We start from the raw sequence: 26,492 nt of genomic DNA on the forward strand, positions 1-26,492 counted from the left end.
CATACCCTCATCATGGCGCATCAGCGGTCACGGCACTACTCCCGGCTATGCTGCGGCGGCGTCTGCGCCGCGGTTCGCGGGCAGCAAGAGGGGCGGATCGGCCCATCGCCGATCCGCCCCGCCTCTCACGCGCCGACGACGGGGATGAGCCCGGTGCGGCTTGTCGGATTCGTCTTCCAGAGCAGCGCGTAGACGAGCGCGGCCGATACGGCGGTGAGAATCGGCCCCCAACTCGACCCGATGCCCGCGAGCTCCGGGTTCATCGTGCCGAGCTGCAGCATGCCGATACCGATGACCGTCGCGACCACCCAGGCAATCAGGCCGTTCGTGTTGAACGCCCGGTAGCGCTCGTCACGGATGCCGGCGTGCTCCTGCCCCTTGCCGCGCCCCATCAGCACATGGGTGAGCGCGATCGCCACCCACGCCGTGACGAGCACGCCCTGCCAGGCGAGTGCGATGAGGATGTACTGCACGACCGGTAGCAGCATGAGCAGGTAGATGATGAGCGAGGAGAGGAGCACCCAGGCGAGATTCGGCATGCGCAGCCGGAAGACCTTCTCACCGAACGCGCGCAGATTCGCAGCGCCGAGATAGTAGTTCGCGGTGTTGATGCGCGTCTGCGTGGCGATAACCACGATGATCCCGAGGAATCCCATCAGCTGCACGATGCCACCCACGATGCCCGTCTCCGAGGCCTCTGTGCCGGGAATCGTGAATGTGAGGATGATGCCGACCACCGCGGAGAACGCGAAAGCCACGAGATAGAAGAACGGCCCGAAGGTGAACACCTGATGGAAGCGGGTGTCCTTACGCTTCCCGAGTGCGGCGTAATCCATCGTGTACATCATGAGGATCCACACCCCCATGTAGCCAGAGAACGTTGCCAGCCAACCCGGTCCGCCCGCAACGAAGGGCAGCGACACCTCGGGGGTGTGCGTCAGCCAGTCCGGGTTGTAGCCGTACTGCACGGTCGCCCACACGACCGCTGCGATGAGGCCGAAGAAGTAGATCGGCAACAGGATGCCGTTGATCTTGTCGAGGAAGCGGCGAACACCACCGATGATGAGCGGCGTCGTGCCAACCACCACGACGAGACTCCAGAACCACATCTCGCCCCCGAAGGCCGCCATGAACGCGTAGGCGACGAGTGAACCTTCGAAGACGGCGTAGTAGATCGCGATGAGCGCGAAAATGATCATCGCGATAGCGGATCCGGCGTTGCCGAGGATGGTGCGTGAGAACGCGGCCACCGTGGTGCGGTTGTTGATGGCGTAGCGGGAGAGCACGGCGTTGATTGCGCCGTAGACGATGACAGAGAGGGCGATGCCGATGAGGGCGTTGACGGTGCCGTAGGCGATCGCCATGGCCGCGCCGATATAGACGAAGAAGAATGCGCTCGCAACGCCGTACCAGGCCATCGCGAGGGAGCCACGGCTCATCTGGTCTTCGTCGCTGCCCTCGCGAGCGAGGGCGTCGGTGGCTTCAACATCTTCGTTGCTGCCGGTGAGATTGATGGACACTGCTGATACCTCCATTGGTATTTCGGGCAGGGCGCGATGGCCCCCGGCTACGTTGCCGGGGGCCGGTGCGCCGAAAGGACTGGTGCCGGTTATCGGCTCCAGTGGTCGAGCGAGCGGCGGCTCATCTGCGCGCGGTGCTGCTTAGTCGTCTCCTCGAAGAGCTCGCCGGTGCCCCAGTCGAGGATCACGCCGTGGCGGCGGATCACGTCGAGCAGGTCGAGGTGCCCCGCGCGGTACTGCTCTGCCACCTCGTGGGGATCGGCCTCGAGCCAGGAAGCGCGGTGCTCGCGGATCCAGGCGCGCTTGGCCAGCGTGGCCTCGCGGTCGATCTCGTAGCGGTCGAGTTCGGGGTCGATCGGCACGATGACCACACCGTAGTCTTCGGCCGCGCGCTCGACGGAGACGTAGTCGTCGATAACGTCTTCGAGCACTTCTTCGGGGGTGCGGTCGAGGGGGTCGCCGAAGCCGCCGCCACCGGCGGAGGGACGGTAGAAGGTGTCGCCGGGCTGCACCGGTACCGACGAGAAGATGGAGCCGAGGAAGCGCTCGTTCTCGGTGTCGCGGTTGAGCCATACGCCGTGCGGGATCGAGGGCAGGCCGCCCTCAATCCCCCAGGTGATGGACCGGGCGCGGTCGCAGCAGTAACTCATCACCGAGGCATCGGCATCGGTGAGGGTACCACCCTTCTCGACACCGCAGCCGCCGCGGAAGCGGCCGGGCCCGCCAGAGTCGGTGCCGATCCGGTGCATCGTGGTGAGCACCGGCGTCAGCCGCTCCTGCCCCTCGCACGCCTGCACCGCGAGGCCCACCCCGAACACGGGAGCGGTGGCACTGGAGCCGTCCTTGGAAGAGCGGCCACCCCAGCCGCCGGCCATCCAGTCGTACCACATGAAGTACGGCTTCGACTCGCTGCGAGCATCGCGGCCGCCCACGAGCAGGTACTCGAGGTTGAAGGCGCAGGCCATCGCCCGCTCGGGCATGAGCTGCGACCAGATCTCAAAGATGCCGTTCATGAGCTTCTCGTAGGGGCCCGAGCAGAAACCCGTCACCGCGTAGGGCCAACCGGCATTCACCACGGTGCCCTCAGGGCCGATGTCGGCGGTCACTGCGGCGTAGAAGCCGGAGTTGAGCGGCACGTCGGGGAAGAAAGTCTTGGTGCCCGCGTAGATCGCCGAGAACGTGGTGCCGTAGCCCGAGTTGAGGAAGGTGTCGACCACGTCGGCACTGCCCTCGAGATTGTAGTGGATCCCCTCGCCGTCGAGCGTCATGGTGATCTTGATCGGCACGAGCCCCTCGGGCTTGCCGGGGTCGAGGTCGAGGTAGTCGACGGTCTCCCAGGTGCCCCGGGGCAGGTCGGCGAGGCGGCGGCGCACGGTGCGCTCCACGTAGTCCTGCGTCTCCTGCATTGCGAGCTCAACGGTTTCGGTGCCGTAGCGGTCGACGAGGCGCAGCACCTCTCGCTCGCAGACAGCGGTGGCCTCGGACTGCGCGTGCAGGTCGCCGAGCGCCTGCTCGGGTGCGCGGGTGTTCGCGACGAGCAGCTGGGCGACGTCGTGCAGGAACACCCCCTTCGACCAGACGCGGATGGGCGTGATGCGCAGACCCTCGCCGAAGTGCTCGGAGGCCGAGACATCGAAGGAGCCGGGCACCTTGCCGCCGATGTCGGCCCAGTGACCCTTGTTCTGGGCGAAGGCGATGATGCGGCCCTCTGAGAAGATGGGGCGCACGAAGGAGACATCGTTGAAGTGCGTGCCGCCGCGGTACGGGTCGTTGATCGCAAACACGTCGCCTGGGTGGATGTCTTCGCCGAACTGCTCGATCACCGCCTTCGCCTGGAAGTGCAGGGTGCCCACGTGCACCGCGATATCGCCTGAGCCCTGCATCACCGTGTTGCCGTGCGCGTCACACAGCGCCGACGAGAAGTCGCGGGAGTAGATGACGAAGGAGTAGCAGGTGCGCAGGATCTGCTCGCTCATGAGGTCGACGCTGGTGGCGAAGGCGTTCTTCAGCACCTCGAAGGTGACGGGGTCGAGCGCGGTCTGGCGGGCCGCAACGGGGCTGAGAGTAGTGGTGTCGCTCATCAGTGGATCTCCTCGAGGTGGATGCGGATGTTGAGCCACTCGTCGATCTCGGCGCGAGTGTACGGGGGCACGACCGTGGTCGAGTCGAGCTGGTTGATGATCGCCGGGCCCTGGAACGCGGTGCCTGCGGCGAGCGCGTCGCGATCGTAGACAGGGGTGTCGAGCCAGCCGGTGACCCCGAAGTAGACCGGGCGGCGCTCAGCGGGCTCGCCGGGAGCCTGAGGGACGGGGTCGGCGGGGCGGAACGAGGGCTTCGGGATCTTGCCGACGGCGCCGAGATGCAGCTGGTAGACCTCGACAGGGGCGTCGTCTTGACGGAATGCGAACTCGCGCTCGTACTGCTCGTGGAAGGTGCGCACTGCCTGCTCGAGCGCGCCCGGGCCGGCGCCCATGGGCACCTGCAGCGAGCGCCACTGGCCTTGGTAGCGCATGGAGATCTTGCGCTGCAGGATCGCGTTCTCCTCGGCGACGCCTTCGTGGCGCAGGCGGGCGCTGGCCTCGGTCTCGAGGGTGATGAAGGCCTGCTCGATGCCTTCTTCGTCGGCGCCGGAGGCGAGGCCCGTGTACATCTGTGCGAAGTCGTGCTGGATGTCGACGAGGAGACATCCCATGGCGGAGGTAACGCCGGGGTTGGGCGGTACGACGACGGTGGGGATGCCGAGTTCGCGTGCGACGTCGGCGCCGTGGAGGGCACCGGCACCGCCGAAGGCCAGCAGGGCGAAATCGCGAGGGTCATACCCGCGGCGGATCGAGACCAGGCGCACGGCGTCGGCCATGTTGGCGTTTGCGACGGAGACGATCGCCTGAGCCGCTTCTTCGAGGCCCATGCCGAGGGGCTCGGCGATGACGCGCCTGATCGCTTCCTCGGAGAGCGAGCGGTCGAGCTGCTTTACGCCGCCGGCGAGCGAGGTGCCGAGGCGGCCGAGCACCACGTTGGCATCGGTGTTGGTGGGCTGGTCGCCGCCGGTGTTGTAGCAGGCGGGACCGGGATCAGCGCCGGCCGACTGGGGGCCGTTGCGCAGTGAGCCCGCGATGTCGATGTGGGCGAGGGATCCGCCTCCGGCCCCGATGGTGAGCACTTCGATGGAGGGGAAGATGATGGGGTGGCCGTATTCGACCTGCCACTCCTGTGAGACCCGCAGCTCGCCGTCGGCGACGAGGGCGATGTCGGTGGAGGTGCCGCCCATGTCGAGGCTGACGGCGTTGTCGTAGCCGCACTGCTGGGCGATGTGCTTGGCCGAGATCGCACCGGCGGCGATGCCCGAGGCGGCGAGCCGCACGGGGAACTTCTCGACGAGACGGGGGGTCATCGAGCCGCCGCCGGAGTGGAGCAGCAGCAGGTCGCCGCGGTAGCCGCCTTCACGCAGCCGATCCGCGAGCCGGTTGACGTAGCCGGAAACCAGCGGCGCGAGCACGGCGTTGGCGACGGCGGTGTTGAAGCGCGGGTACTCGAAGATCTCGGGCAGCACCTCGGCAGAGGTGGAAACGGTGGCGTCGGGAATGACCTCTTCGAGGATCTCGCGCATGCGGGTCTCGTGGGCGGCGTTGGCGTAGGAGTTGAGGAAGCAGACCGCGATGGTCTTCACTCCGCGGCGACGCAACAGCTCGGCCAGCTGTCGGGCTTCGGTCTCGTCGAGCGGCGTGATGGTGTGCCCGTTGTAGTCGATCCGCTCGCTGACTTCGAAGCGGTCGCGGCGTCGGATGTAGGGCTCTGAGACATCGTTGTAGGCGTCCCAGAGATCATCCTTGGTGCCGTCGCGAATCTCGAGCACGTCGCGGAAGCCGCGGGTGGTGACGAGCGCCGCGGCCGGGAAGTTGCGGGTGATGAGAGCGTTCGTGGCGACGGTGGTGCCGTGGGAGAAGAGGGCGACCTCGTTCAGGTCGATCTCGCCTCGATCCACCCCGTTCATGACCGCGATCATGGGGTCGGCCGGCGTCGATGGCACTTTGGTCACCCGCATCTGCTGGGTGTCGTCATCGAAGATGCAGACGTCGGTGAATGTGCCGCCGACGTCTACTGCGACGCGAATACTGCTCATGGGTCCTCCTGGATTCATCGTTGACTTCCGGATGCATCAACCTTCGTGCCCGTCACGCCCGGGGTCACTAGAGAATACGAAGGTTTACGGCGCTCCCATTGTAAAATTCACAAAAATAGCGGGTCTGGCGCTCGGCAAACCTCCGCTTCGCACAATTCGCACGCAGGATAGCTTCGAACACGGACAAGCGCTGCCGCAGAGAGGACGGTTCCATGCTCGACACCCCAGACACCGCCTCCGAGATCGACCGCCTCCGCACCACGCTCGATATCACCCACGCGATGCTCGCGGCAGTGTCGTCAACCGACCCCGTGCGCTCCCTCGCGTCACGCGCAAGTACCATCTGCCACGGCACCGCTATCATCTATGACTTCGAGGGCGCCGTGGTCGCGAGCACGGGCGAAGCGCCCGTGCAGCTCATCTGGAACGAGGTCGCCGCCACCAACCAGCGCGAACTCGCTCTCGAGATCGGCCGCTGGCACGTGCGCACCCGACGGGTCGCCCTGCGCGATGGCGTGCACGTCATCGCGATCGCGAGCCGCGGTCCCGAACGGCTCGAACAGATCGGCGAGCTGCTGCTCGACACCTCGGAACGGCTGCTGGGTGCCGTGCACGGCATCCAGTACGGTGCGACGCAGCGCGACCGCCGCGACAACGAGCAGCTCATCGCAGCGCTGCACGACGGGATCGTGCCGGCCCGAGAGCACCGGTTCTGGAGCCGGCTCGCGCAGTTCCGCTTCCCCACCTACGCGAGTGTGCGCGCCGTTGAACTCGCTCCGCTCGACGCGCCGTCTGCGTCGGAGGCCCACATCGCCCAGCTCGTCTCGCGCGCCCGTTCCGACGACCTGCCGCTGCTCGTCATGCTGCGCCGCGTCGACATGGACGCGCCTGCGACGATCGCCGCACTAGTGCCCGCCTCGACCTCAGGCGAGCAGTGGCTCGCGTCGGTCGCGCGCCAGTTTCTCGTCGGCTCGTCGGCACCGACGCCGTCGCTCTCGACCCTCCCCGAATGCGTGCGCGAAGCCGAAACCGCTCTCGGCATCGCCAGGCAATGGGCAGCGGCAGCCGAGGTGCCGGAAGAGCTCGGGCCGGTGCTGATCGACCGCATCGACCTGTCGACCTGGCTGCTTTCACACGTCGACCACCGGCAGTTGCGTGACCGGATCGATCGCACACTCGCACCGCTCGACTCGCAGGTGTTGCGGGACACCCTCACGACATATCTCGCCACCGGGCAGAACGTTGCGGCCACGGCGCAGGCGCTCTTCCTGCACCCGAACACCGTGCGCTACCGCATCGGACGCGTTGAAGAGGCGATCGGCGAACCACTCACTTCCCCCTTCGCGCTGTCGAACCTGATTCTGGCGCTGTACCCGGAGATCATCGGCCGCGGCGCCGAGCTGGGCGAGCGACGGCCAGCCGGGCCATCCGCACCTTGAGACAGTCTCGTCACGAGCTATCCGCAGCAGTGTCCTCACCCGGAAACCTCCCTATGCTGGAGTGGGTGGGCCCAGTTGGGGCGCCCGTCGTGTATCGAGGAGGATCATGAGCACCGGATCTCACAGCGAAGTACAGCTCGAGAACGAGCATTTCCGCGTCACGAAGTGGACCATTGCACCGGGCGGGGCGATCCCGATGCACCGGCATGAACACGAGTATGTGGTGGTGCCGCTCGTGACCGACACCATGCATGTCACGAATGCCGATGGCAGCGAGATCGTGGCCGAGCTGGCAACGGGTCGCAGCTACACCCGCCCCTCCGGCGCTGAACACCGCATCGAGAACCGCGGCGACAGCGCTGACGTGGTTTTCGTCGAGGTGGAGAAGCTGTCGTGACCGGGCAGGCTGGCGGATCGGGTGCCTCCGCATCGCTCGTGGTGCGGCCCGTCGCGGCGGGTGACCGGGAGGCTTGGGCGGCGCTGTTTCGCGGGTATCGGGACTTCTACGAGAAGCCGCATGATCAGGCCGTGATCGAGACGGTGTGGGGGTGGCTGATGGATCCCGCGCACGAGAGCCGCGGGCTTGTTGCGGAGATCGACGGGCGGGTGGTCGGGATCGGTCATTTCCGTCGCTTCGCGCGGCCGGTCATCGGCGAGCAAGGCTTCTATCTCGATGATCTCTTCACCGCGGCTGAGGCGCGCGGCACCGGCGCGGGATCCGCGATCCTCGCCCGCCTCGTCGAGATCGCGCGCGATGAGGGCGCCTCGGTGGTGCGCTGGATTACCAACGAGAACAACACCACGGCACGCAGCCTGTACGACAAAGTCGCCACGCAGACCCCCTGGGTCACCTACGATCTGGCGCCCGCCGAGTAGTCGCGGCGCACCCCGGCAAGCGGAGCTCACCCGCGTTGCAGATCAGATCCACCGGGTCACTCTGCAGCACGGGTGAGCTCTGCAGCAACGATGAGCCGGCCGGTCTGCTCAAGGAGCGGCAGCGGATCGCGCATGCATCGTTCGGGGTCAGCCTCGAGCGCGGTGAGTTCGTAAACCTCACGAAAGCCCGCCGCGATCGCTCGCGCGCGCTGCAGCTCGCTGGATCCGCACACCACCACGACCGGCCTCCCGCCTGCCCGCGCCAACACCCCGGCCGGCGCCTTGCCGCTGAGGGTTTGCGCGTCGAATCTCCCCTCGCCGGTGATGATCAGGTCGGCACCCGCAACGGCGGCGTCGAAGCCGAGCAGGTCGAGCACGAGGTCGATGCCCGGCCGCAGTTCTCCGCGCAGCACCGCCAGTGCGGCGAAGCCGAGGCCTCCTGCAGCGCCCGCGCCCGGCCGCCGGGTCCACTCCCCCGGCGCCGCACCCCGGCTGCGCTCGATCAAGGCGCCGAAATGGCTGATGCCAGCATCGATTTCGGCGACTCGCTCGGGCGGGAGCCCCTTCTGCGGGCCGTAGACGGTGGCCGCGCCGTCATCACCACAGAGCGGGTTGACCACGTCTGAAGCGATGAGGATACGCGTGCGTGCGAGGCGCGGATCGAGACTTGCCGAGTCGATCCGCACCGCAAGCGCGGCACCGGCACCGCCGGGGCCGATAGCTTCGCCCGCCGCGTCGAGCATGCGCAGGCCGAGGGTTGCGAGCATGCCTGCCCCGGCATCGGTGGTGGCGCTGCCGCCCAGGCCGAGCACGACGCTGCGCGCCCCGGCGTCGAGCGCGGCGAGGATCAAATCGCCCACGCCCGCGCTTGTGGCGGTCGCAGCGTCCAGCACGCCCGAGCGTAGCGCCGCAGGGTCGACCAGGCGCACACCGCAGGCCTCCGCAACCTCGACCACCGCGACGCCGGCGCGCTCATCGAAGGCGAAGCGTGCCTCGCGGGGCTCGCCGTAGGGGCCTGTCACGGTGCAGCGGCGCTCTTCGAAAGCGGGGGCGGATCCTGCCGCAAGAGCTGGGTGCTTGGCGGCGAGCGCGGCATCAACGGTGCCGTCACCGCCGTCTGCCACTGGCAGCATCACCACATCGGAGTTGGGCTGTTCGGCGATGATGCCGCGGCGCAGCGCAGCTGCCACTTCCAGTGCGGTGGCCGAGCCTTTGAATTTGTCGCAGGCGATCAGTACGCGGGGCATTGCGGCACCCCGCTCACGCACCTGCCTGATCGGCTGCCACCACCGCAGAGGCGACTCGGCGGGTGGGCGCGTCGGAATCCCGCAGCCGCTCAGTGCCTTCGGTTGCGCTGGTGCGACCGTGAGCGACAGCGCGCCCCTCGGCGTCGACCGCGACGAACACGATGCTTTCGAGCGTCAGCACCTCCTGCCCGGTGACGGCGTTCTCGACACGGCAGCTCAGCGTCACCGAGGTTCGTCCGAAGGCTTCGACCCGATACTCGAGTTCGAGCAGGTCGCCACGGTCGGCTCGCGCCGAGAAATCGATGGCGGACATGTGCCGGGTCACCACGTCGATAGTGCCGAGCTGGGTCACCGCCACAATCGCGGCCTCCTCGTCGACCCACTGCAGCAGGCGACCACCGAACAGCGCCCCGTGCTGGTTGAGATCTTCGGGCTTCACCCATTTGCGCACCACGTGCCGGTACTCGCTCATGCCCCTCAGCCTACGCGGGAGGGCCGGGCACTGTCTGACCCGAGTCCGCCTGTCCGCCCCGTTCATCGTGTGCCAACCCATCGAGGTCACCCGTGTGGTCGTTATTCGGCTGGGAAACGACCACACGAGTGACCTCGATGCGAGGAGTATGCGACGCAGGCGGCTAGGAAGGGCAGATCAAACCCGCGGGAAAACCGGAGGGAAGAGCTGCGCCTCACTCGACCCTTCCGGGCCGGCGAGTGCGTCGCGCTCGGCGTAGGCGGCGCGCAGCTTCTCGAAGATCCGCTGCCCCTCCGCCCGCAGCGCCCGCTGGTCGAGGCCCGGGATCCGCCCGTCACGCATCACCACGCGTCCCTCGACCATGCTGAACACCGCGTCGCGACCCGTGCCCGCAAGGGTCAGCGTGCGGATCGGGTCGTCGACCGCGCCCATGCGCAGGTCGTCGAGCGCGAACGCGACGAGGTCGGCGGCGGCACCCGGGGCGATGCGCCCCAGGTCGGGCCGGCGCAGGGCGCGCGCGCCGCCGAGGGTGGCGGCCTCCACGTACTCGGCGAGCATTCCCATGCCGAGGTCGTCATGCTGCGCTTTCGAGAGCTGCACGCCCGTGTCGATCGCGCGGATCAGGTCCGGCGGGAACGAGTCGGTGCCGAGCGCAATGTTCACGCCGGCGTCGAGGTACTGCGAGAGCCGCTCCAGCCAGAACGCATAGCGCGCGTTGGTGAGCGGGCAGTGCACCACTGTGGCGCCGGCCTCGGCGAGGCGGGCAAGGTCGCCGCGATCCTCCCCGTGCACATCGGGGTGCACGTCGAGGTAGACGCCGTGCGCGAGCACCAGCCGCTCGTTCAGCAGCCCTGTGCGATCGAGCAGATCGAGCGGGGTCGTGCCACGATCGGCGGCGAGGATTTCGCGCTCGTCGGCAAGACCCTGCGTGGCGTGCACGCGCACGAGTGCGTCGCGCGCGGCCGAAACCTCGGCGGTGCGCGCGAGCAGCTCGTCACTCACGGTCTCGATCCGGCACGGCACGAGCACGCCCGTCACGAGCGGATCGGCCAGACCCTCGACGGTGTCGAGGAAGCGCACGGCGTCGGCGAATCCCGCTTCGCCCCGCGCCTCGTCCCAGTGGATGCCCGTCGAACCGTCCGAGTTGGTGACGTGCACACCGGAGCGATACGAGGGCCCGAGGAAGACCCGGAGACCGAGCTCGCTCGCGGTGCGGGCCGTGTCGAGCAGGTCGTCATGGGTCTCGGCCCAGGCGCCGTGGATCTCGGTGGAGATGGGCATCGCACTCGTGATGCCGTGCAGGATCAGCTGTACCAGCCCGTAGCGGCGCAACGTGCTGCGCTCGGCGGGGGTGAGCACCTCGTGCGGCGCCTCGGCGTACTCGGCCGACCACTCGAGCCGTGCCGCGTGCTCGGCACCCCACCAGGAGTCGAGCAGCAGGTGGTCGATGTCGACGAGACCTTCAAGGTCGATGAGGCCAGGCATGAGCAGGGCCTCGCCGAGGTCGATCGTCTCGTCGGCGCGTTCGGCGAGGGCGGATCCGGCCGCGGCGCCCGCCACAGCCTCAACGCGCGCACCGCGCACGAGCACCACCGCGTCGCGCAGCTCGGCGAAGCCGCCACGCGCCTCATCCCACACGATCGCGTGCGAGGCGCGCAGGGCGGTCGCTGACTCAGCCGAGGTTGCGGCCGGAGCCGCCACCTCTGCTTCTGTCGCGCCCGCTGCCCCCGGCACGCAAGCCCCCGTCACGATGCCAGGCGCTCGCGCCGCACCGGCTTCCAGCCGGGCCCCGGAACGGCCGCACGCAGCGCCCGCGTGTACGGGTGGGTGGGGTTGGCGAGCAGATCCGCCGTCGCCCCGCCGTCGACCACCTGCCCGTTCTCCATCACGATCATGCGATCCGAGATCTGGTTCACAACCGCGAGATCGTGTGAGATGAAGAGGTAGCTGATCTCGCGCTGCGCCTTGATGTCGGAGAGCAGGTTGAGGATCTGCGCCTGGATCGACACGTCGAGAGCCGCGACGGCCTCGTCGAGGACGATCACCTTGGGGTCTGCGGCGAGCGCGCGGGCGATGGCGACGCGCTGCCGCTGGCCGCCCGACAGCTCCTTGGGGAGGCGGTCGAAGAAGCGCTGCGGCAGCCCGACCGCGTCGAGGATCTCCTGCGCGCGGCCGCGCAGCTCGCGGCCGCCCCGCGACCCGCCGGCGTGCAGCCGCAGGTTGCCGAGGATCACGTCGCCGATGCGCTGCCGTCCGTTGAGCGACGAGTACGGGTCCTGGAACACGTACTGCACCTCGCGGGCGCGCTCGCGCCGATCCCGCAGGCGCTTCGGCGGCTGCGAACGGTCGTGCCCGCCCACGGTCACGGTCCCGCTCGTCACCGATTCGAGGCCGACGATCATGCGGGCGACCGTCGTCTTGCCCGATCCCGACTCCCCCACGATCGCGAGGCATTCGTCGGCGTGCAGCTCGAACGAGACGCCGTCGACCGCGACCACGTCGTCGCCCTTGGAGCCCCGCGGGGCGGGGAACACCTTGCGCAGTTCGCTCACGCTGATGAGCGGCGCGCCCGATTCCGATTCGCTGTGCATCACGACCTCGCCTTCAATTCCTGGTGCAGCTCGAGGTTGTACTCGAGCACGGGGAGGCGGTCGAGCCGCTGGTCGATGCTCGGGCGCGCCCCCATGAGTTCCTTCGTATACGGGTGGGTCGGCGCGTCGTAGACGTGCGCGCCCTGCTCGACGATCTCGCCCGCATACATGACCGCGAGCCGGTCACAGCAGGCGTTCGCGAGTTCGAGATCGTGCGTGATGAACAGCAGCGCCAGGCCGCGGGCCCGACGCTGCTCGTCGAGGATCGCCATAACGTCGGACTGGGCGGTCACGTCGAGCGCGGTGGTGGGCTCGTCAGCGAGGATCAGCCGCGGCTCCGCGAGCAGGACGCTCGCGATCATGACGCGCTGCAGCAAGCCGCCCGAGAGCTCGTGAGGGTACTGGCCGAGTCGCCGCTCGGGGTGGCGCACACCAACCTCGTCGAGCAACTGCACCGCTCGGCGCTCGGCCTCGGCGCGCGGCACGCCACGGTCGCGCACGAGCGCCTCGGTGAGGAAGTCGCCGACGGTGTGCACTGGATTCACGTGAGCGCGCGGATCCTGGAAAATCATTCCTACGTCGGTCGCCCGATAGCGCCGCAGCCGCTCACGGCCCATTCCGAGCACGGACTCGCCATCGAAGCGGATCTCGCCGTCAACCTGGAATCCCTTGGCGAGCATACGCATTACCGCGCGCGTAGTGAGCGACTTGCCCGAACCCGACTCGCCAACGAGGCCGAGGGCCTCGCCGCGGTCGAGAGTGAGGCTGACACCGTTCAGCAGGTCGAGTTGACGGTACCGGGTGACGAGGCTCGCGTGCAGGTTTTCGATCTGCAGCAGGGGTGCGCTCATCGGATGCTCCTAGCGTTCGAGGTGAGGCGATCACCGATCACGGTGATGCTCCACACGATCAGCACGATTGCGAGGCCGGCGAAGATGGCCTCTCCGGGCTGCCCGCGCAGCACCGAGTCGAATCCACTCTTGACCATCAGACCGAGGTCGGCAGTGGGCGGCTGCACGCCGAGCCCGAGGAATGAGACCGCGGCGAGGTCGATGACCGCGAAGCCGAGCGACGACACGGCCTGGGCGACCACGATGGGCTGCACATTGGGCAAGATCTGCGTGAGGCTGATGCTCACGCCCGACTGGCCCTGCAGCCAGGCAGCTTGCACGTACGGCATACCCCGCTCGCGCAGCGCGGCACCGCGAACGACTCGCGCCACGTAGGGGATGTAGCCGATCGCGAGACCGCACACGACGGTCACGAGGCTGGGGCCCCAGATCGCGACCGCGATGAGGCCGAACACGATTCCCGGCACAGAGAAGAGCACGTCGAGCACCCACGAGATCACAGTGTCGACGCGGCCGCGGTTCCACGCCGCGAGCAGCGCCAGCAGGGTGCCGACGACAGTCGCGATCAGGATCACGAACGTCGGCCCGAGTAGCGTGACGCGTGCGCCCCACATGAGACGCGACAGCAGGTCGCGGCCCAGCGCGTCGGCGCCGAGCAGGTGCTGCGCGCTCGGCCCGCTGAGCGCGGCGAACAGGTCGGGGAAATCAGGGTCGTAGGGGGCTACCCAGGGGGCGAGCAGCGCGGCGAGCACGAACACGGCAAGCACGACCGAGGCGATGATGCCAAGCGGGCCGAGCTTGCGCACGAGCAGGGTGAATCGGCCGGGATCGGCTGCGGCGGAAGCGCGCGCCAGCGCGATCTGTGTGGTGCGCGGTGCGCTCATTGCTTGCTCCCCAACTGGATGCGCGGATCGATCATCGTATACAGGAAGTCGACGATGGCGTTGATGACCACGAAGGCGACCACGAGCACGAGGATCACAGCCTGCACGACAGCGAAGTCGCGCTGCAGGATCGCCCGCACGAGCAGCGATCCGAGCCCGTCGAGGGCGAACACGCTCTCGACGATCACGGCGCCCGCGATGAGGGTGGCGACGGTGAGGCCCAGCACGGTGGTGATGGGGATCAGCGCGTTGCGCAGCACGTGCCGACGGATGATAATGGCGGGCTTGAGGCCGCGCGCTACCGCGGTCTGGACATGTTCGCGCCCCTCTTCCTCGAGCACGGCCGCGCGGGTGATGCGCGCGAGATAGGCGGCGCTCGCGACGGCGAGCGCTATCGCCGGCAGCGTGAGGTGCAGGATCGTGTCGAATCCTCCGCTCCCCGAGCCGTTGGTGGGAAACCACCCCAATCCGACCGCGAAGACGCTGATGAGCGCGACACCGATCACGAAGGTCGGCGTGGCGAGGCCCAGCGTGGCGAGGGTCGTGACGACCTGATCCGTCCAGCCGCCCTTGAGCGAGGCGAGGAGGCCCAGCCCGATGCCGACGACCGCGATGATGATCGTCGCGAGCGCGATGAGCGCCACCGTGGTGCCGATGCGGCTCCCGATGAGGTCGGTCACGCTTTGCCGGTAGACGATCGATTCGCCGAGGTTGCCGCGCACGATGTCGCCGAGCCAGGCGAAGTAGCGCAGGAAGAAGGGGTCGTCGAGGTGGTACTGCTCGGTGACCCTAGCGATCTGGTCAGGGGTCCCGCCCCGGGGCCCCAGCACGAAGCTGAGCGGGCTCCCCGGAGCGAGATACATGAGCCCGAACACCACGAACGAGGTGACCAGCAGGACGAGCAGGAGGCTTCCCGACCGTCGCAGGAGGAACGAAGGGATCGACACGGGTTACTCCACGCCGCCGATCGTGGCCGCCCAGGGGTAGTAGAGGTAGGCGACGGAGGCCGTCGCACCCGAGATCCGATCGTTTTGGACGAGGATGGTGGGCATGTAGTTGAGCGGCATCCAGGGCAGATCCTCGGTCACCTTCGCCTGGATCTCGTTGGTGAGCTCGGCGCGCGCAGTGGGGTCGAGCTCGGCACGAGCCTGCGAGATGAGGTCGCTCACCTCGGTGTAGTTGCCGAAGTTGCTCATGCCGCCCTCGGTGAAGACCTGGTAGACGTCGAGCGGATCGGTGACGTTGCCGTACCAGGTGGTGAAGAAGGCGTCGATGCCCTTGCGAGCCTCGGGATCGAAGTAGAGGTTGCCATACTGCTCGACGGGCACGACCTTCGTCTCGATGGTGAGGCCGACGGCCTGGCCGGCAGCCTGCAGCAGGTTCGCGGTCTGCTCATGCACTGCCGAGGAGCCCTGGATCGCAATGGTGATCGGCTTCGAGAGGTCGCCCACCTCGCCGAGTAGTTCCTTCGCCTTCGCGGGATCCGACTTCGCGCTGAACTCACTCCAGGCGGGTTCGAAGATGTCGGCACGGTCACCCCAGTAGTCGGGGCCGGCGAGGGTGGGAGCGGCGATGGCCGCGCCCTGGAAGACCACGTCGGCGACCGCCTGGCGATCGATCGACTGCAGCAGCGCCTCGCGCACCCGTGGATCAGAGAAGGGGCCTTCTTCGGTGGCGCTCGCCAGCGTCCAGAACACGAACGACTTGCCGTAAGTGGTGGTGACGGCGTCGCTCGACTCGAGCTGGCCGAGACCGGTCGGGGGCAGGTAGAAGAACTGGCCGTCGACGTCGCCCGAGCGCAGCGCGTTGATTGCGGTGCTTTCGTCGGCGATAAAGCTGAACGAGAGCTTCTCGACCTTGGGCGTCAGCTCCGCGTCCCAGTAGTTCTCGTTCTTGACGAGGTCGATCGACTTGCCTGCCTTCCAGGCGTCGAGTGCGAAGGGACCGGTGCACTGCATACCGCCCTGGGGGGTGCCGAACTGTTCGCCAGCGGCCTCGGCGGCGGCCTTCTGCACGATGGCGCCGGCGGCAACCGACATCGCCTGTTCGAAGAGTGCGTCGGGCTGCTTCAGCTTGACGGTCACCTCTCGGTCACCAGTCTGCTCGACGGACTCGACGGAGAGGAAGTACTCGTTGTAGTACGACGGCGTCTCGGGGCCGACCTGACGGCCGAGCGAGTAAACGACATCGGCGGGGGTGAGCGGAGTGCCATCCCAGAAGGTGACTCCGTCACGAAGGGTGTAGACGTAGGTGGTGTCATCGGGGGTGGCGACCGATTCCGCGAGCCCGGGCGAGGTGCTCAGGTCCGGGTTCATGCGCATGAGGCTCTCGCACATGTTCGCGATCACTGTGTTCTCGGCGTAATTGAACGAGAACCAGGGATCGATCGAAAGCGGCTCGTAGGGCAGGTTCCAGTTGACGACGTCGACGGGCTGCGTGCCCGGCTCGGTGGTGGTGGCGAGGTTGCTGAGGTCGACGTCGAGGCCGCCGCCCTGGGCTCCTGCTGCGCCGCCGGCCCCGCCGCCGGCGCAGGCGGTGAGGGTGAGCGCGGCGGCAACAGCCGCCCCTGCGAGGGTGAGACTGCGCCGCTTACGGCTGCTGTGTGTAGACACGGGTACTCCTTTGTTCCGTCTGGTGAGTTCTTCGGGTTCGTTGGTCGGCGGTTCGCCGCTCAGATCTGGTGGCCGTCGCGCAGCACGCGCAGCGGCGCGGGGCGGTCGACGACGAGTTCGGCAATGCTCGCGGCGTCGAACTCGAGCCGAGTGCCGCTCTCGGGCCCCTGCCACTCGGCGATCTCGGGGATACCGAGCATGGCACCGCCGGCGGTCGATGCGAGCCGGAAGGCACGTTCGAGCTCCGCGTCGGTGATCGCGCCGGTGCGGTAGGCGAGCAGGTGGGCGCGATCCACCATGCTGCCGGTGCCGAACGGGCTCCACGAGTCGCGCACGCCGTCGGATCCCGCTGCGAGGTTCACGCCGTACCGTTCGAGGAGGTCGATATCGGGCACGGGGTCGGGGCCAAGGGCGCAGCTGGCGATCCAGATGCCGGCCTCGGCGACGCGGTCGAGCGTCTCCCCCAGGCTGGGCAGCGAGGTGTCGCAGAGGGCGAAGGCGTGGCCGATGGTGACGCGGCCCTGCCGCCCGCCGGCGATGGTGCGGGCCGCGATCTCGCGAATCTGCTCGAGCCCCTGCTCGCCCTCGTCGTGGAGGTGGATGTCGAGGTCGCGTCCGGCTCGGTCGGCGAGTCCAAAGATCGCGTCGAGGTGGCCGTGGAGGTCAGATTCGAGACCGATGGGGTCGATGCCGCCGACGAGGTCGGCGCCGCAGTCGAGCGAGGCCGCCATCACGTCGAGGGTGCCGGGGTTCGTGAGCAGCCCGAACTGCGGAAAGGCGACGATCTGCACGGTGAGGTGCGGCGCGAGCCGTTCGGCTGCGGCCCGCACGCCCTCGACATTTGCGGTGCCAAGTTCGGTGGACACATCGACGTGGGCACGCATCGCCAGGGTACCGTTCTCGAGGGCGTGCGCGAGCAGCGAGTAGGCCCGTTCTTCGACACTGCGCTCGAAGGAGAACTGGGTCGCGCGATCGTTGTCGATGAGATCCTGCAGTGTCGCCGCGGGTCGGCGGGAGAGCCAGCTGCCGCCCCACGTTGTCTTGTCGGGGTGGATGTGCGCATCTACGAGTCCGGGAGTGCACAGCGGTGCGGAAGCTGGGGTCGCCGTCATTGGTGAGCCTTTCTCGGGGGTCTCGGTGCGGAGTGGTCGGTGCCGGGATGGCGCCAGACAACTCGTCAGACATATGATAACCATATAACCAATCGAATCTGCAAGGATGTGACACGTGCGACAAATTCAACGACGATCACTCGTCGACACCGTCGTCGACGAGCTGAAGCGCGAAATCAGCCAGGGTCGATGGTCTATCGGCGACAAAATCCCCTCCGAAGCGGAGCTCACCACAACGCTCGGAGTCAGCCGCCCCTCCGTGCGCGAGGCGGTGCGAGCCCTGGTGCAACTCGGGCTGCTCGAAACCCGCCAGGGCGACGGCACCTACCTCATCGCCACCGATCCGACCCAGGTCGCACTGCGCCGGGCCCTCCGATCCGCCGACAGCCTTGAAGTGATCCGCGTGCGTCAGGCCCTCGACGCCCTCGCGGCCCGCGAAGCAGCCACGGCCCGCACCGAGGCGGATCTCAACACCCTCGCCGCGCACCTCGAAGCCCGGCGCGACGCCATCGCCGCGAGCGACACCCTCGCCTTCGCCGACGCCGACGTCGCCTTCCACCTCGGCATCGCCCGAATTTCGGGGAACCGCCTGCTCTCCGACATCTACGCGAGCTTCGACGGCTCCATCAAGGAATCCGTCACCGACGCCTCCTGCCTCGCCAAGGGCGACGACCCCGACCGCCACGACATGCATGAGACCCTCTTCCGCGCCATCGCGGCCGGAGACCCCGACGCAGCGCAGGCCGCCGCCCTCGGCGTGCTCGAGCAGCAGGAGCGTCTCCTCGATGAGCTCCTCTGAGGGGCGCCAGGGGGTCGCTGCCGGGATCCTGATCCTCGCCGTCGGGCTGAGCGTCCGCTTTCCCATCACCTCTGTCTCCCCCCTCCTCGGCGAGATCGGACACGCCTACGCACTGCCTCCCTCCGGGCTCGCCGTGCTGAGCGCGATCCCCGTGCTGCTCTTCGGCCTCGCATCGCCCCTCGCTCCGCTGCTCGTCGCGCGGCTCGGGCTCACGCGCGCGATCACTCTGCTGCTCGCCGCACTCTCCTTCGCCACGCTGTTACGACCACTCGCGCCGCCGCTGCTCTTCGTCGGTACCGTGGTCGTTGGCGCCTCGATCGCGCTGCTCGGGATCCTGGCTCCGCAGATCATCAGGCACGCCCTACCCCACCGTGGCGGATTCTGGACCGGGGTCTACACGACCTCCTTCGGCGTCAGCGCTGCCGCCGGTGCCGCCTTCGCCGTTCCCGTGCTGCACCTGCTCGGCGAGCGCGTCGGGGCCGCGCTCATGAGCTGGGGGATCCCGCTGCTTATCGCGCTCGCGCTCGCCATCGCCTTCGGGCCGCGACTCGGCGCCCCCGGCCCCGGCAGCCGACGCGACACCAGCACTCCCCGCAACTCGGTGTTCCGGGCGCCTGGCATCTGGCCGGTCACCGGCTTCTTCGGATCCCAGGCTCTGATCTACTTCTCGCTCACTGCGTGGCTGCCCACCATTGCCGTTGACCGCGGCATGGTGCCAGCACAGGCAGGGCTCCTGCTCGCGTGGATGAGCGTGGCCGGCCTCCCTGCATCGCTTCTCGCACCAACGCTCGCATCGCGGCCTCGGTTGCGCACCAAGCTCATCGTGGGAATCGCGCTGCTCTCCGCCACCGGGCTTACCGCTCTGGCCTTCGGCCCGCTCCCCCTTGCCCCGGTGGCCGTCGCGGTGCTCGGGATCGCGCAAAGTGCTGCGTTCGGGCTTGCAATCGCGCTCATCGTGTTCACAGCCCCCAGCGTCGCGCAGACGGCGAGCTTCTCGGCTGTCAGCCAGGGCATCGGATACGCCTTCGCAGCCGCAGGCCCCCTGCTGCTCGGCCTGCTCGCGCAGACGGGGCTCGACTGGTCGGTCATCCTCGCGCTGCTCATAGCCGTGGCTCTTTGCGAACTCGGCTTTGGGGTCGCCGCCTCGCGGGCCTCCGGCCGGGCATAGCTCACCTGCCCAAGCAGCGGATCCCGACAGCTCAGACACTCGCTCCTAGACTGGGGGCATGGTCGTCTTCGCAGGCATTGTGCTGCTTCTCAACGCCGTCTACAACGTGATCGTCTGGCCGCGTTTCTGGAAGCGCGTCACCCAGGATCCCCGGGCCCATGATGCGCAGGGGCGCCCCACGGCGTTCTACAGGGTGCACGCCGTGCTGATCGGCGTCGCACTGCTGCTCGCCTTCGTGTCGGCGGTCGCCGGTGTGCTGGTGCTCACCATTGCCGCCTGACGCGCGGGCCCGCGGCGGGAGCACCCGCCGCGGGTCTCACTCCTCTTCGTCATCGTCGCCGTGCGGGCGACCTGAGCCGAGGTGAGTGGCGGGCCCGAGGTGCGAGGCGCCGCCTTCGTCGACCCACTCGTGGCCGAGTTCATCGCTGTGTGCGGGATCCGACTCGTGATCCGGGCCGCGACGTTCTTCGTCGAGTTGCATCGTGACCTCCTCGTTCGTGGGCCGTGGAGTCCGTGGCCCTGTCTTTCCAGGGTACGCGCGCGCTGCGGCTTACGATAGAGAGATGAAGCGGATCCTCACCTACGGCACCTTCGACCTCCTGCACTGGGGGCACATTCGGTTGCTCAAGCGCGCGCGCGATCTCGGCGATTACCTCGTGGTCGCCGCCTCCACCGAGGAGTTCAATGCGGGTAAGGGCAAGAAGACCTACCACGACTTCGAAACCCGCAAGAACATGCTCGAGGCTGTGCGCTACGTCGACCTCGTCATTCCCGAGCAGGCGTGGGATCAGAAGATCCGCGACGTGCAGAAGTACGAGATCGACGCGGTCGTCATGGGCGGTGACTGGGAGGGCGACGAGCGCTTCGAAATCCTGCGCCCCTACTGCGAAGTGATCTACCTCGACCGCACCGAGGGCGTGTCGACCACCAAGATCAAGCGCGACCTCGGCGTCAACGCCTAATCCAAGGGTAGGCGGCGCGCTCCCGCGATCCGCACCCCGGAGACGACTGTTGCAGCGAGACTGACTCTTCCAGGGCCTCTGGAACAGTCGGTCTCGCTGCAACAGTCGTGCTTGGCGAGGGCGCGACTACAGCACCTTCGAGAGGAATGCCTTCGTGCGTTCACGCTGCGGGTTGGTGAGCACCTCGGTGGGATCACCGGACTCGACGACAACGCCACCGTCCATGAACACCAGCTTGTCGGCGACTTCACGGGCGAAGCCCATCTCGTGGGTCACGACGATCATCGTCATACCGCTCTGCGCGAGCCCCTTCATAACTTCGAGCACTTCGCCCACGAGCTCGGGGTCGAGTGCGGAGGTGGGCTCATCGAAGAGCATCAGCTTCGGTTCCATCGCGAGCGCCCGCGCGATCGCGACGCGCTGTTGCTGACCGCCGGAGAGGTGGGCCGGGTAGTAGTCGTGGCGTTCGGCAAGCCCCACCCGTGCGAGCAGCTCCATGGCGCGCGACTGCAGCGTCGCCTTGTTGCCCTTCTTCAGCAGCGTGGGAGCGATCATCACGTTCTCGAGCGCCGTCATATGCGGGAAGAGATTGAAGCGCTGGAACACCATGCCGATGTCGCGCCGCTGCTTCGCCGCCTCCTTCGGGTGCATCTCGTAGATTTTGTCGCCACTTTGCCGGTACCCCACGAGCTCGCCGTCGACCCAGAGCCGGCCGGCGTTGATCGTCTCAAGGTGGTTGATGCAACGCAAGAAGGTCGACTTGCCCGAACCTGAGGGGCCGACGAGGCAGAGCACCTCGCCGCGCTGCACCTCGAGCGAGATCGACTTCAGCACCTCATTGGAGCCGTAGGACTTCGACACGGCCTCGGCCTTCACCATCGGCGTGTCGGTCGCGTGCACGTTCATGCGCCACCTCCAGGTCGGTTGTGCGGGGGCACGATGGTCTCGCCCGCGGTGCTCGGATAGCTCGGCGTGGTGGGGTCCACCACACCGACGACACCGATCGTCTGCGTCTCGACTGTCGGCTTCATCACGTCCGGCCGCTGCTCCACACCGCGCGCGAAGTGCTTCTCCAGGTAGTACTGGCCCACCATGAGGATCGAGGTGACCGCGAGATACCAGATCGAGGCGACGATGAGCATCGGCACCGGCTGATACGTCACCGCGGTGATGTCACGGGAACGACCGTAGAGATCGAGCGTGAACGGCACCGCCGCGACCAGCGAGGTGGTCTTCAGCATCGAGATGACCTCATTGCCGGTCGGCGGGATGATCACGCGCATGGCCTGGGGCAGCACCACGCGGAGCATGGTGTGCCACCAACCGAGACCGAGGGCGGTCGCCGCCTCGCTCTGGCCCTTGTCGACCGAGAGCAGGCCTGCGCGCACGATCTCGGCCATGTAGGCGGCCTCGTTCAGCGCCAGGCCGATGATCGCGAGGGTGAAGTAGCTGAGCAGATCCTTCGTGCTGATCGTCGCGACGGCCTCCGTGAACGGAATGCCCAGCGTGATCGTCTTGTAGATGGTCGGGATGAGGCCCCAGAACACGAGCTGCACGTAGACCGGGGTGCCGCGGAACAGCCAGAGGTAGACCCAGGCCACCGATTTGACCACGGGGTTGGGCGACTGCCGCATGACCGCGATCGCGACGCCCAGCACGATTGCGATGATCATCGAGTAGATCGTGAGCTGGAGAGTGTAGCCCGCGCCGGTGACGATGCGGGTGTCGAAGAGGTACTTGCCGACCTCGGGCCAGTTGTAGACCGGGCGGTTGACAGCGGTGTCGTAGATGAAGAGGCCAGCGATGAGCACGATCACCACGGCGAACGTCACGCGCCAGGGATGCCTTAGCCGGATGGCCTGAATAGCCTCAGGGGTGGCGTGGGCGTCGGGGCCTCGGCCGCCTCCGCCCTCGGATGGGAGATGTGACATGACTCACTTCCAGAATTCGTTTCAGCGTCGTCGTCGATGGAGTGCGGACCGTGCCGTGCACGGAGACCGCTGCGGGCCGGGGCGACAACCGCACCCCGGCCCGCTGCGGCCGGAATCGGCTATCAGTTCTTGGCCGCGTTGATTGTTGCCGTGTCGACAGCGCCGGCTTCGATGCCCGCCGAGGTGAGGATCTTGAGGTAGGTGCCGTCATCGATGAGCGACTGCAGGGCTGCCTGCACGGCCTTGGTGGTGTCGCTGCCCTTCTGGGTTGCGAATCCGTACGGCGCGGCGTCGAACACCTCACCCACGGTTTCGAGCTGACCCTTGAGCTTCGCGACAGCGTCGCCGGTCACGGGCAGGTCGGCCGAGAATGCATCGGCGCGGCCGTCCACCACTGCCTGAGTCGCCTCCGGCTGGCCGTCGAAGCGCAGCACCTCAATGGCCGGCTTACCGGCATCGGTGCAGGCCTTCGACTTCGCCGGCAGTTCGTCGGTGTCTTGTACGGTGGTCGCCTGCACGGCGACCGTCAGGCCGCAGGCGTCGTCGGGGTTGACGTCGGAGCCTGTTGCCGCGGCCCACTGCGTGCCGGCGTTGAGGAAGTTGACGAAATCGACCGACTTCTGCCGCTCGACAGTATCGGTGAATGACGAAGAGCCCATATCGAGCGCACCCTCCTGAATCCGAGGAATGATGCTGTCGAAGCCCAGGATCTCCCACTTGGGCTCAAGGCCGAGCTTCGCGGAAACTGCCTCGGCGAGTTCGACGCCCCAGCCGGTGGGGTTGCCATCGGCGTCCTTGAACTCGTTCGGCGGGTACTCGGCATCTGTGCCAATGCGCAGCACGCCGGAGTCCTTGAGCTCGGCGGGCAGCAGGTCGACGGCGGCTTGATCCGCCTTGATCGAAGAGGCCTGCGAGCTGTCTCCGGTGCTGCCTCCCTCAGACGCCGCGTTATTGACGCAACCGGTGAGCGTGAGCAGCGCAGCGGCTGCGAGTGCGGGAACTGCGTAGCGAATCTTCATTGATTCCTCCAAGTGATGGATGACCGGGTGCGCCCCGGCGTGCGATCTCGCTCCGAGTGTACTGCTCGTGCGCGGCGGGGTGATCACAGCCTCTCTATGCGGCACCATAGAGAGGCTGGATCCCTCCCGGCACCCCGCATGTTTCCGCGGTGGGCCACCCCGAAACCTTGGAGATAACATTCGGGTTAAGCTGTATACGGGGGAAGGCCGAAGTCGGAACGTGCCCTGTGGAGGGAGCGCGAGGGGACGTTGCCGCCCGGGCACCAATCTGCGGAAGGGATATCGCTGTGTTTGGTGACCCCAAAAGCGGAACCGCGGTGCCGGTAGATGCGCCAGGCCAGTTGCAGCGTGAACGCCTGCTCACGAAGCTTGAGAACGGCGGCCGCGTCGTTATCGTGCGGGCGGAGGGCGGCGCGGGCAAGACGGCGCTCATCGCGCGCTGGGTGCGGGAGCAACAAGACACCGCTGTCGCCTGGGTAACGCTCGACGAGGGCATCCTCGACGCACGCAGCTTCTGGCTGCGCACGTTCTCAGCGCTGCATGCCGCAGCCCCCGAGACATTCCAGCACCTCACCGACGGCTACATGAGCGGGTTCATCTCCCCCGACAACGCCCCCGCACTGCTCGCTTCGACGCTCCTGCGCGCTGAAACCCGCGTGGCACTCGTGTTCGACGATCTGCACCTCACCTGCGACTCACTGCAAGACCAATTGGTGTCACTCGCTCGTGTCGCACCGCCCACGCGCATCATCGCCACCACCCGCCAACGCACTCGCTTCGAGTCTCCCCTCACCTCGACCGCGATCCACACCACCGTGATCGGCTCCGAAGAGCTCGCCTTCACCCGCGAAGAGATCGCCGAACTCGCAACCGCCCTGCCCTACGCGGTCACCGCTGTCGAACTCGCGATGCTCGAACGCATCACCCGCGGCCACTCGCTGGCGGTGCGACTCGCGCTCTCGGTGATGGACGGGCTCTCGGCGGGCGGATCACGTCGGCCCACCCTCGACGAGATCGAGCGCGGCGTCGCCGCGGTACTCGTCGACTTCACACCGTGCTTCGAAACCCCCGACGAGGAAGCCCTCGCACTGGCCCTCGCGCTCTGCCCCGAGGTCGATGAGGCCCTGGCCGCGCGTCTTGGCGACTCCGGCCTCGGCTGGGCCACCGTCGAGTCGTTCGAAGAACGCGGCCTCGGCCGCATCACCCTGCGACGCGGCCGGCCTGTGTTTCTCATGCACACCCTCATCACATCAGCGCTGCGCCACCGTGCACCGCAAGAGCTCAGCGCCGAACGTGTCGCCGAGGTGCGCCGCATTGCCTTCGAACAGCTGCGAGATCTCGCCGACCCTGTCGAAACGCTCGCGCTGCTCATCGACGGCGGCATGGACAACCTGATCTTCCCCCACTTCGCCCACTATTTCTCGGAGTTCAGCCAGTTTCGCTCTGCCGAGGTGATCGCCATGCTGAGCCCCCTCGCACCCGAGCGCCTCAAACGCGACGGTGGCGTGCCCATCGCGCTCACCATCGCCCTCAGCGAGAACGCGATCGTGCCGACGCCGCGCATCAAGCAGCTGCTGCGGATCGGCCTCGCCGAGTTGTCGCGGCGCTCGCCCGCGGCCGGCAGCATCGAAGCGAGGTTCGTGGCGCTCGCACGCTTCGGCGGGATGCGTGTGAGCCGCAACTACGAAGAAGCCTTCCGCGCAGGTGAAGAGTTCATCCGCCTCGTCGAGGAAGCCCGCAGCCCGAGCGGCACGTCATGGCTCTACGCCGGCAATCTGCAGATCCTCATCACGGCGCTGCTCGCGCACCGTATCCCCCGCGTCTTCGAGCTCGCCGCCGGCATGGAGGGCGATCCGCATCCCGGGCGCCCCTTCCACACCCGCTCCATCCTGTCGTTCGTGCGCGCCTACGCCGGCGATTTCGTGGGTGCCGAACGCGAGATCGCCATGATCGGCACCTCGCCGTGGAGCGGCTGGGAAGGCTCGCTTCACGCGCTCAATTGGCACCTCGCATCCGCCCTGTCAGCGGCGAACCGCGACGACAGACTCGGTGCGCTGCAGGCGCTGCAGCCCATCACCACACGCATCGACGAGTTCGAGCAGTGGCCCCTCATCGCCTGGACCCGCGGCGTGGTGCGCCTGGTGGGCGGCGAAGCGGGTCGCGGCCTCGAAGAGCTCGAGGCGACCCGCAACGAACTGAGCGCGTATCCGCTGAGCTCCGGGTGGGCCGAAGAACTGCGCACGCTGCACGCCGATCTGCTGCTTGCAACAGGCGACCTGCTGCGCGCCCGCACGGTGCTCGCCCACAAGAGCGAAAGCGGCGAGGCACCCGTCACCGTGCTCACGCGCGCGCGTCTGGCCCTGCTCTCCTCACAGCCGGAAGAAGCCGTGACACTGCTCAGCGACCTCAGCACTACCGGGCTGTATCCGGCGCACCAAGCTCAGCACCTCCTGCTGAGCGCGGCGTCGCACGCGCGACTCGGCAACACCGGGCACGCGTCGGCGCTGCTCGAACAAGCGCTGTACGCCCTCGACCGCACCAACAACAGGCTGCCGCTGTCGTGGGTGCCCACCGCCGACCTGCGGATGCTGCGCTCGCTCGTGCCGGCAAGCATGTGGATCGAGCCGGTGAGCGCCCCCTTCGAAACCGAGACCGAGGCCTTCGAGAAGCTGTCGCGGCGCGAGTCGCTGGTGCTCGCAGAGCTCGCGAGCGACGCCTCGATCGAGGAGATCGCGGCGGCACTGCACGTCTCAGCCAACACCATCAAGTCGCAAACGCGCAGCATCTACCGCAAGCTGCAGGTGTCGTGCCGCGCCGATGCACTCTTGCGCGCTCGGCAGATCGGGCTGCTCTAAGCCGTCTCGGCGGGGCGATCCGCACCCACGGTGA

Annotated in this window: 24 protein-coding genes; 8 read left to right on the forward strand and 16 right to left on the reverse strand. The window is 67.6% G+C overall.

From position 1 onward, the window contains the following. Positions 1-125: 125 nt before the first annotated feature. From WFI54_RS08735 to WFI54_RS08745, 3 genes are all read right to left on the reverse strand, one after another. Positions 126-1,520, reverse strand: a complete 1,395-nt coding sequence (locus WFI54_RS08735; protein ID WP_336652406.1) for a purine-cytosine permease family protein — start codon at positions 1,518-1,520, stop codon at positions 126-128. Positions 1,521-1,609: 89 nt separating this feature from the next. Further along, entirely contained in the window at positions 1,610-3,601 is a 1,992-nt protein-coding gene (locus tag WFI54_RS08740; RefSeq protein ID WP_336652407.1) for a hydantoinase B/oxoprolinase family protein, read from the reverse strand. After that, positions 3,601-5,640 carry a hydantoinase/oxoprolinase family protein gene (locus tag WFI54_RS08745; RefSeq protein ID WP_336652408.1) on the reverse strand — a complete coding sequence of 680 codons (2,040 nt, stop codon included), beginning with the start codon at positions 5,638-5,640 and terminating at the stop codon, positions 3,601-3,603. The genes WFI54_RS08740 and WFI54_RS08745 overlap by 1 nt, the downstream gene beginning before the upstream one ends. Positions 5,641-5,852: 212 nt before the next feature. Here WFI54_RS08745 and WFI54_RS08750 point away from each other — a divergent pair, with 212 nt between their 5' ends. From WFI54_RS08750 to WFI54_RS08760, 3 genes are all read left to right on the forward strand, one after another. Next, complete coding sequence (locus WFI54_RS08750) at positions 5,853-7,079, forward strand: PucR family transcriptional regulator (protein WP_336652409.1); 1,227 nt, start codon at positions 5,853-5,855, stop codon at positions 7,077-7,079. Positions 7,080-7,185: 106 nt separating this feature from the next. Beyond that, entirely contained in the window at positions 7,186-7,476 is a 291-nt protein-coding gene (locus tag WFI54_RS08755) for a cupin domain-containing protein (protein ID WP_336652410.1), read from the forward strand. After that, positions 7,473-7,955: a GNAT family N-acetyltransferase gene (locus WFI54_RS08760; protein WP_336652411.1), complete on the forward strand. Its 483-nt coding sequence runs from the start codon at positions 7,473-7,475 to the stop codon at positions 7,953-7,955. Before WFI54_RS08755 ends, WFI54_RS08760 begins: the two co-directional genes overlap by 4 nt. A gap of 56 nt (positions 7,956-8,011) precedes the next feature. On the opposite strand, the gene WFI54_RS08765 is transcribed toward WFI54_RS08760, so the two are convergent. The 9 genes from WFI54_RS08765 to WFI54_RS08805 all read right to left on the reverse strand — a co-directional run bounded on the left by WFI54_RS08765 (position 8,012) and on the right by WFI54_RS08805 (position 17,724). Continuing rightward, positions 8,012-9,202 (reverse strand): glycerate kinase, encoded by a 1,191-nt coding sequence (locus WFI54_RS08765; RefSeq protein ID WP_336652412.1) that lies wholly within the window; start codon positions 9,200-9,202, stop codon positions 8,012-8,014. Positions 9,203-9,215: 13 nt separating this feature from the next. Continuing rightward, positions 9,216-9,674, reverse strand: coding sequence for an acyl-CoA thioesterase (locus tag WFI54_RS08770; protein ID WP_336652413.1), 459 nt, complete (start codon positions 9,672-9,674; stop codon positions 9,216-9,218). Between the two features lie 177 nt (positions 9,675-9,851). Then, a complete protein-coding gene (locus WFI54_RS08775) occupies positions 9,852-11,408 on the reverse strand; it encodes a chlorohydrolase family protein (protein WP_336652414.1) in 1,557 nt (518 codons plus the stop codon). A gap of 11 nt (positions 11,409-11,419) precedes the next feature. After that, the gene (locus WFI54_RS08780; RefSeq protein ID WP_336652415.1) at positions 11,420-12,265 is read right to left on the reverse strand and encodes an ATP-binding cassette domain-containing protein; all 846 of its coding nucleotides are present in this window, start codon (positions 12,263-12,265) and stop codon (positions 11,420-11,422) included. Further along, positions 12,265-13,116: an ABC transporter ATP-binding protein gene (locus WFI54_RS08785; RefSeq protein ID WP_336652416.1), complete on the reverse strand. Its 852-nt coding sequence runs from the start codon at positions 13,114-13,116 to the stop codon at positions 12,265-12,267. The genes WFI54_RS08780 and WFI54_RS08785 overlap by 1 nt, the downstream gene beginning before the upstream one ends. Beyond that, positions 13,113-14,000, reverse strand: a complete 888-nt coding sequence (locus WFI54_RS08790; protein WP_336652417.1) for an ABC transporter permease — start codon at positions 13,998-14,000, stop codon at positions 13,113-13,115. Before WFI54_RS08790 ends, WFI54_RS08785 begins: the two co-directional genes overlap by 4 nt. Beyond that, a complete protein-coding gene (locus WFI54_RS08795) occupies positions 13,997-14,947 on the reverse strand; it encodes an ABC transporter permease (RefSeq protein WP_336652418.1) in 951 nt (316 codons plus the stop codon). The genes WFI54_RS08790 and WFI54_RS08795 overlap by 4 nt, the downstream gene beginning before the upstream one ends. Positions 14,948-14,950: 3 nt before the next feature. Beyond that, positions 14,951-16,612 (reverse strand): ABC transporter substrate-binding protein, encoded by a 1,662-nt coding sequence (locus WFI54_RS08800; protein WP_336652419.1) that lies wholly within the window; start codon positions 16,610-16,612, stop codon positions 14,951-14,953. 59 nt (positions 16,613-16,671) lie between these two features. Further along, positions 16,672-17,724: an amidohydrolase family protein gene (locus WFI54_RS08805; RefSeq protein ID WP_336652420.1), complete on the reverse strand. Its 1,053-nt coding sequence runs from the start codon at positions 17,722-17,724 to the stop codon at positions 16,672-16,674. Between the two features lie 115 nt (positions 17,725-17,839). On the opposite strand from WFI54_RS08805, the gene WFI54_RS08810 reads away from it, so the two are divergent. Genes WFI54_RS08810 through WFI54_RS08820 form a run of 3 tightly spaced genes read left to right on the forward strand, consistent with a single transcriptional unit; the run spans position 17,840 to position 19,971 of the window. Beyond that, complete coding sequence (locus tag WFI54_RS08810; protein ID WP_336652421.1) at positions 17,840-18,523, forward strand: FadR/GntR family transcriptional regulator; 684 nt, start codon at positions 17,840-17,842, stop codon at positions 18,521-18,523. Continuing rightward, a complete protein-coding gene (locus WFI54_RS08815) occupies positions 18,510-19,691 on the forward strand; it encodes an MFS transporter (protein ID WP_336652422.1) in 1,182 nt (393 codons plus the stop codon). Before WFI54_RS08810 ends, WFI54_RS08815 begins: the two co-directional genes overlap by 14 nt. 58 nt (positions 19,692-19,749) lie before the next feature. Continuing rightward, on the forward strand, positions 19,750-19,971 hold the full coding sequence (locus WFI54_RS08820; protein WP_336652423.1) for an SCO4848 family membrane protein: 222 nt from the start codon (positions 19,750-19,752) through the stop codon (positions 19,969-19,971). A gap of 36 nt (positions 19,972-20,007) precedes the next feature. Here WFI54_RS08820 and WFI54_RS08825 read toward each other — a convergent pair whose 3' ends face one another. After that, positions 20,008-20,172, reverse strand: a complete 165-nt coding sequence (locus WFI54_RS08825) for a hypothetical protein (RefSeq protein ID WP_336652424.1) — start codon at positions 20,170-20,172, stop codon at positions 20,008-20,010. 82 nt (positions 20,173-20,254) lie between these two features. On the opposite strand from WFI54_RS08825, the gene tagD reads away from it, so the two are divergent. Continuing rightward, positions 20,255-20,653: a glycerol-3-phosphate cytidylyltransferase gene (tagD, locus tag WFI54_RS08830; protein WP_336652425.1), complete on the forward strand. Its 399-nt coding sequence runs from the start codon at positions 20,255-20,257 to the stop codon at positions 20,651-20,653. A 126-nt stretch (positions 20,654-20,779) separates the two neighbouring features. Here tagD and WFI54_RS08835 read toward each other — a convergent pair whose 3' ends face one another. The 3 genes from WFI54_RS08835 to WFI54_RS08845 all read right to left on the reverse strand — a co-directional run bounded on the left by WFI54_RS08835 (position 20,780) and on the right by WFI54_RS08845 (position 23,603). Continuing rightward, positions 20,780-21,559: an amino acid ABC transporter ATP-binding protein gene (locus WFI54_RS08835; RefSeq protein ID WP_336652426.1), complete on the reverse strand. Its 780-nt coding sequence runs from the start codon at positions 21,557-21,559 to the stop codon at positions 20,780-20,782. Then, positions 21,556-22,584 carry an amino acid ABC transporter permease gene (locus WFI54_RS08840; RefSeq protein ID WP_336652427.1) on the reverse strand — a complete coding sequence of 343 codons (1,029 nt, stop codon included), beginning with the start codon at positions 22,582-22,584 and terminating at the stop codon, positions 21,556-21,558. Before WFI54_RS08840 ends, WFI54_RS08835 begins: the two co-directional genes overlap by 4 nt. 122 nt (positions 22,585-22,706) lie before the next feature. Further along, a complete protein-coding gene (locus WFI54_RS08845) occupies positions 22,707-23,603 on the reverse strand; it encodes an ABC transporter substrate-binding protein (RefSeq protein WP_336652428.1) in 897 nt (298 codons plus the stop codon). A 287-nt stretch (positions 23,604-23,890) separates the two neighbouring features. Between WFI54_RS08845 and WFI54_RS08850 the strand changes: the two genes are divergently transcribed. Continuing rightward, complete coding sequence (locus WFI54_RS08850) at positions 23,891-26,458, forward strand: LuxR C-terminal-related transcriptional regulator (RefSeq protein ID WP_336652429.1); 2,568 nt, start codon at positions 23,891-23,893, stop codon at positions 26,456-26,458. Positions 26,459-26,492: the final 34 nt, after the last annotated feature.

Source organism: Leucobacter sp. MMO-125 (assembly GCF_037148395.1).
Taxonomy (GTDB): Bacteria; Actinomycetota; Actinomycetes; order Actinomycetales; family Microbacteriaceae; genus Leucobacter.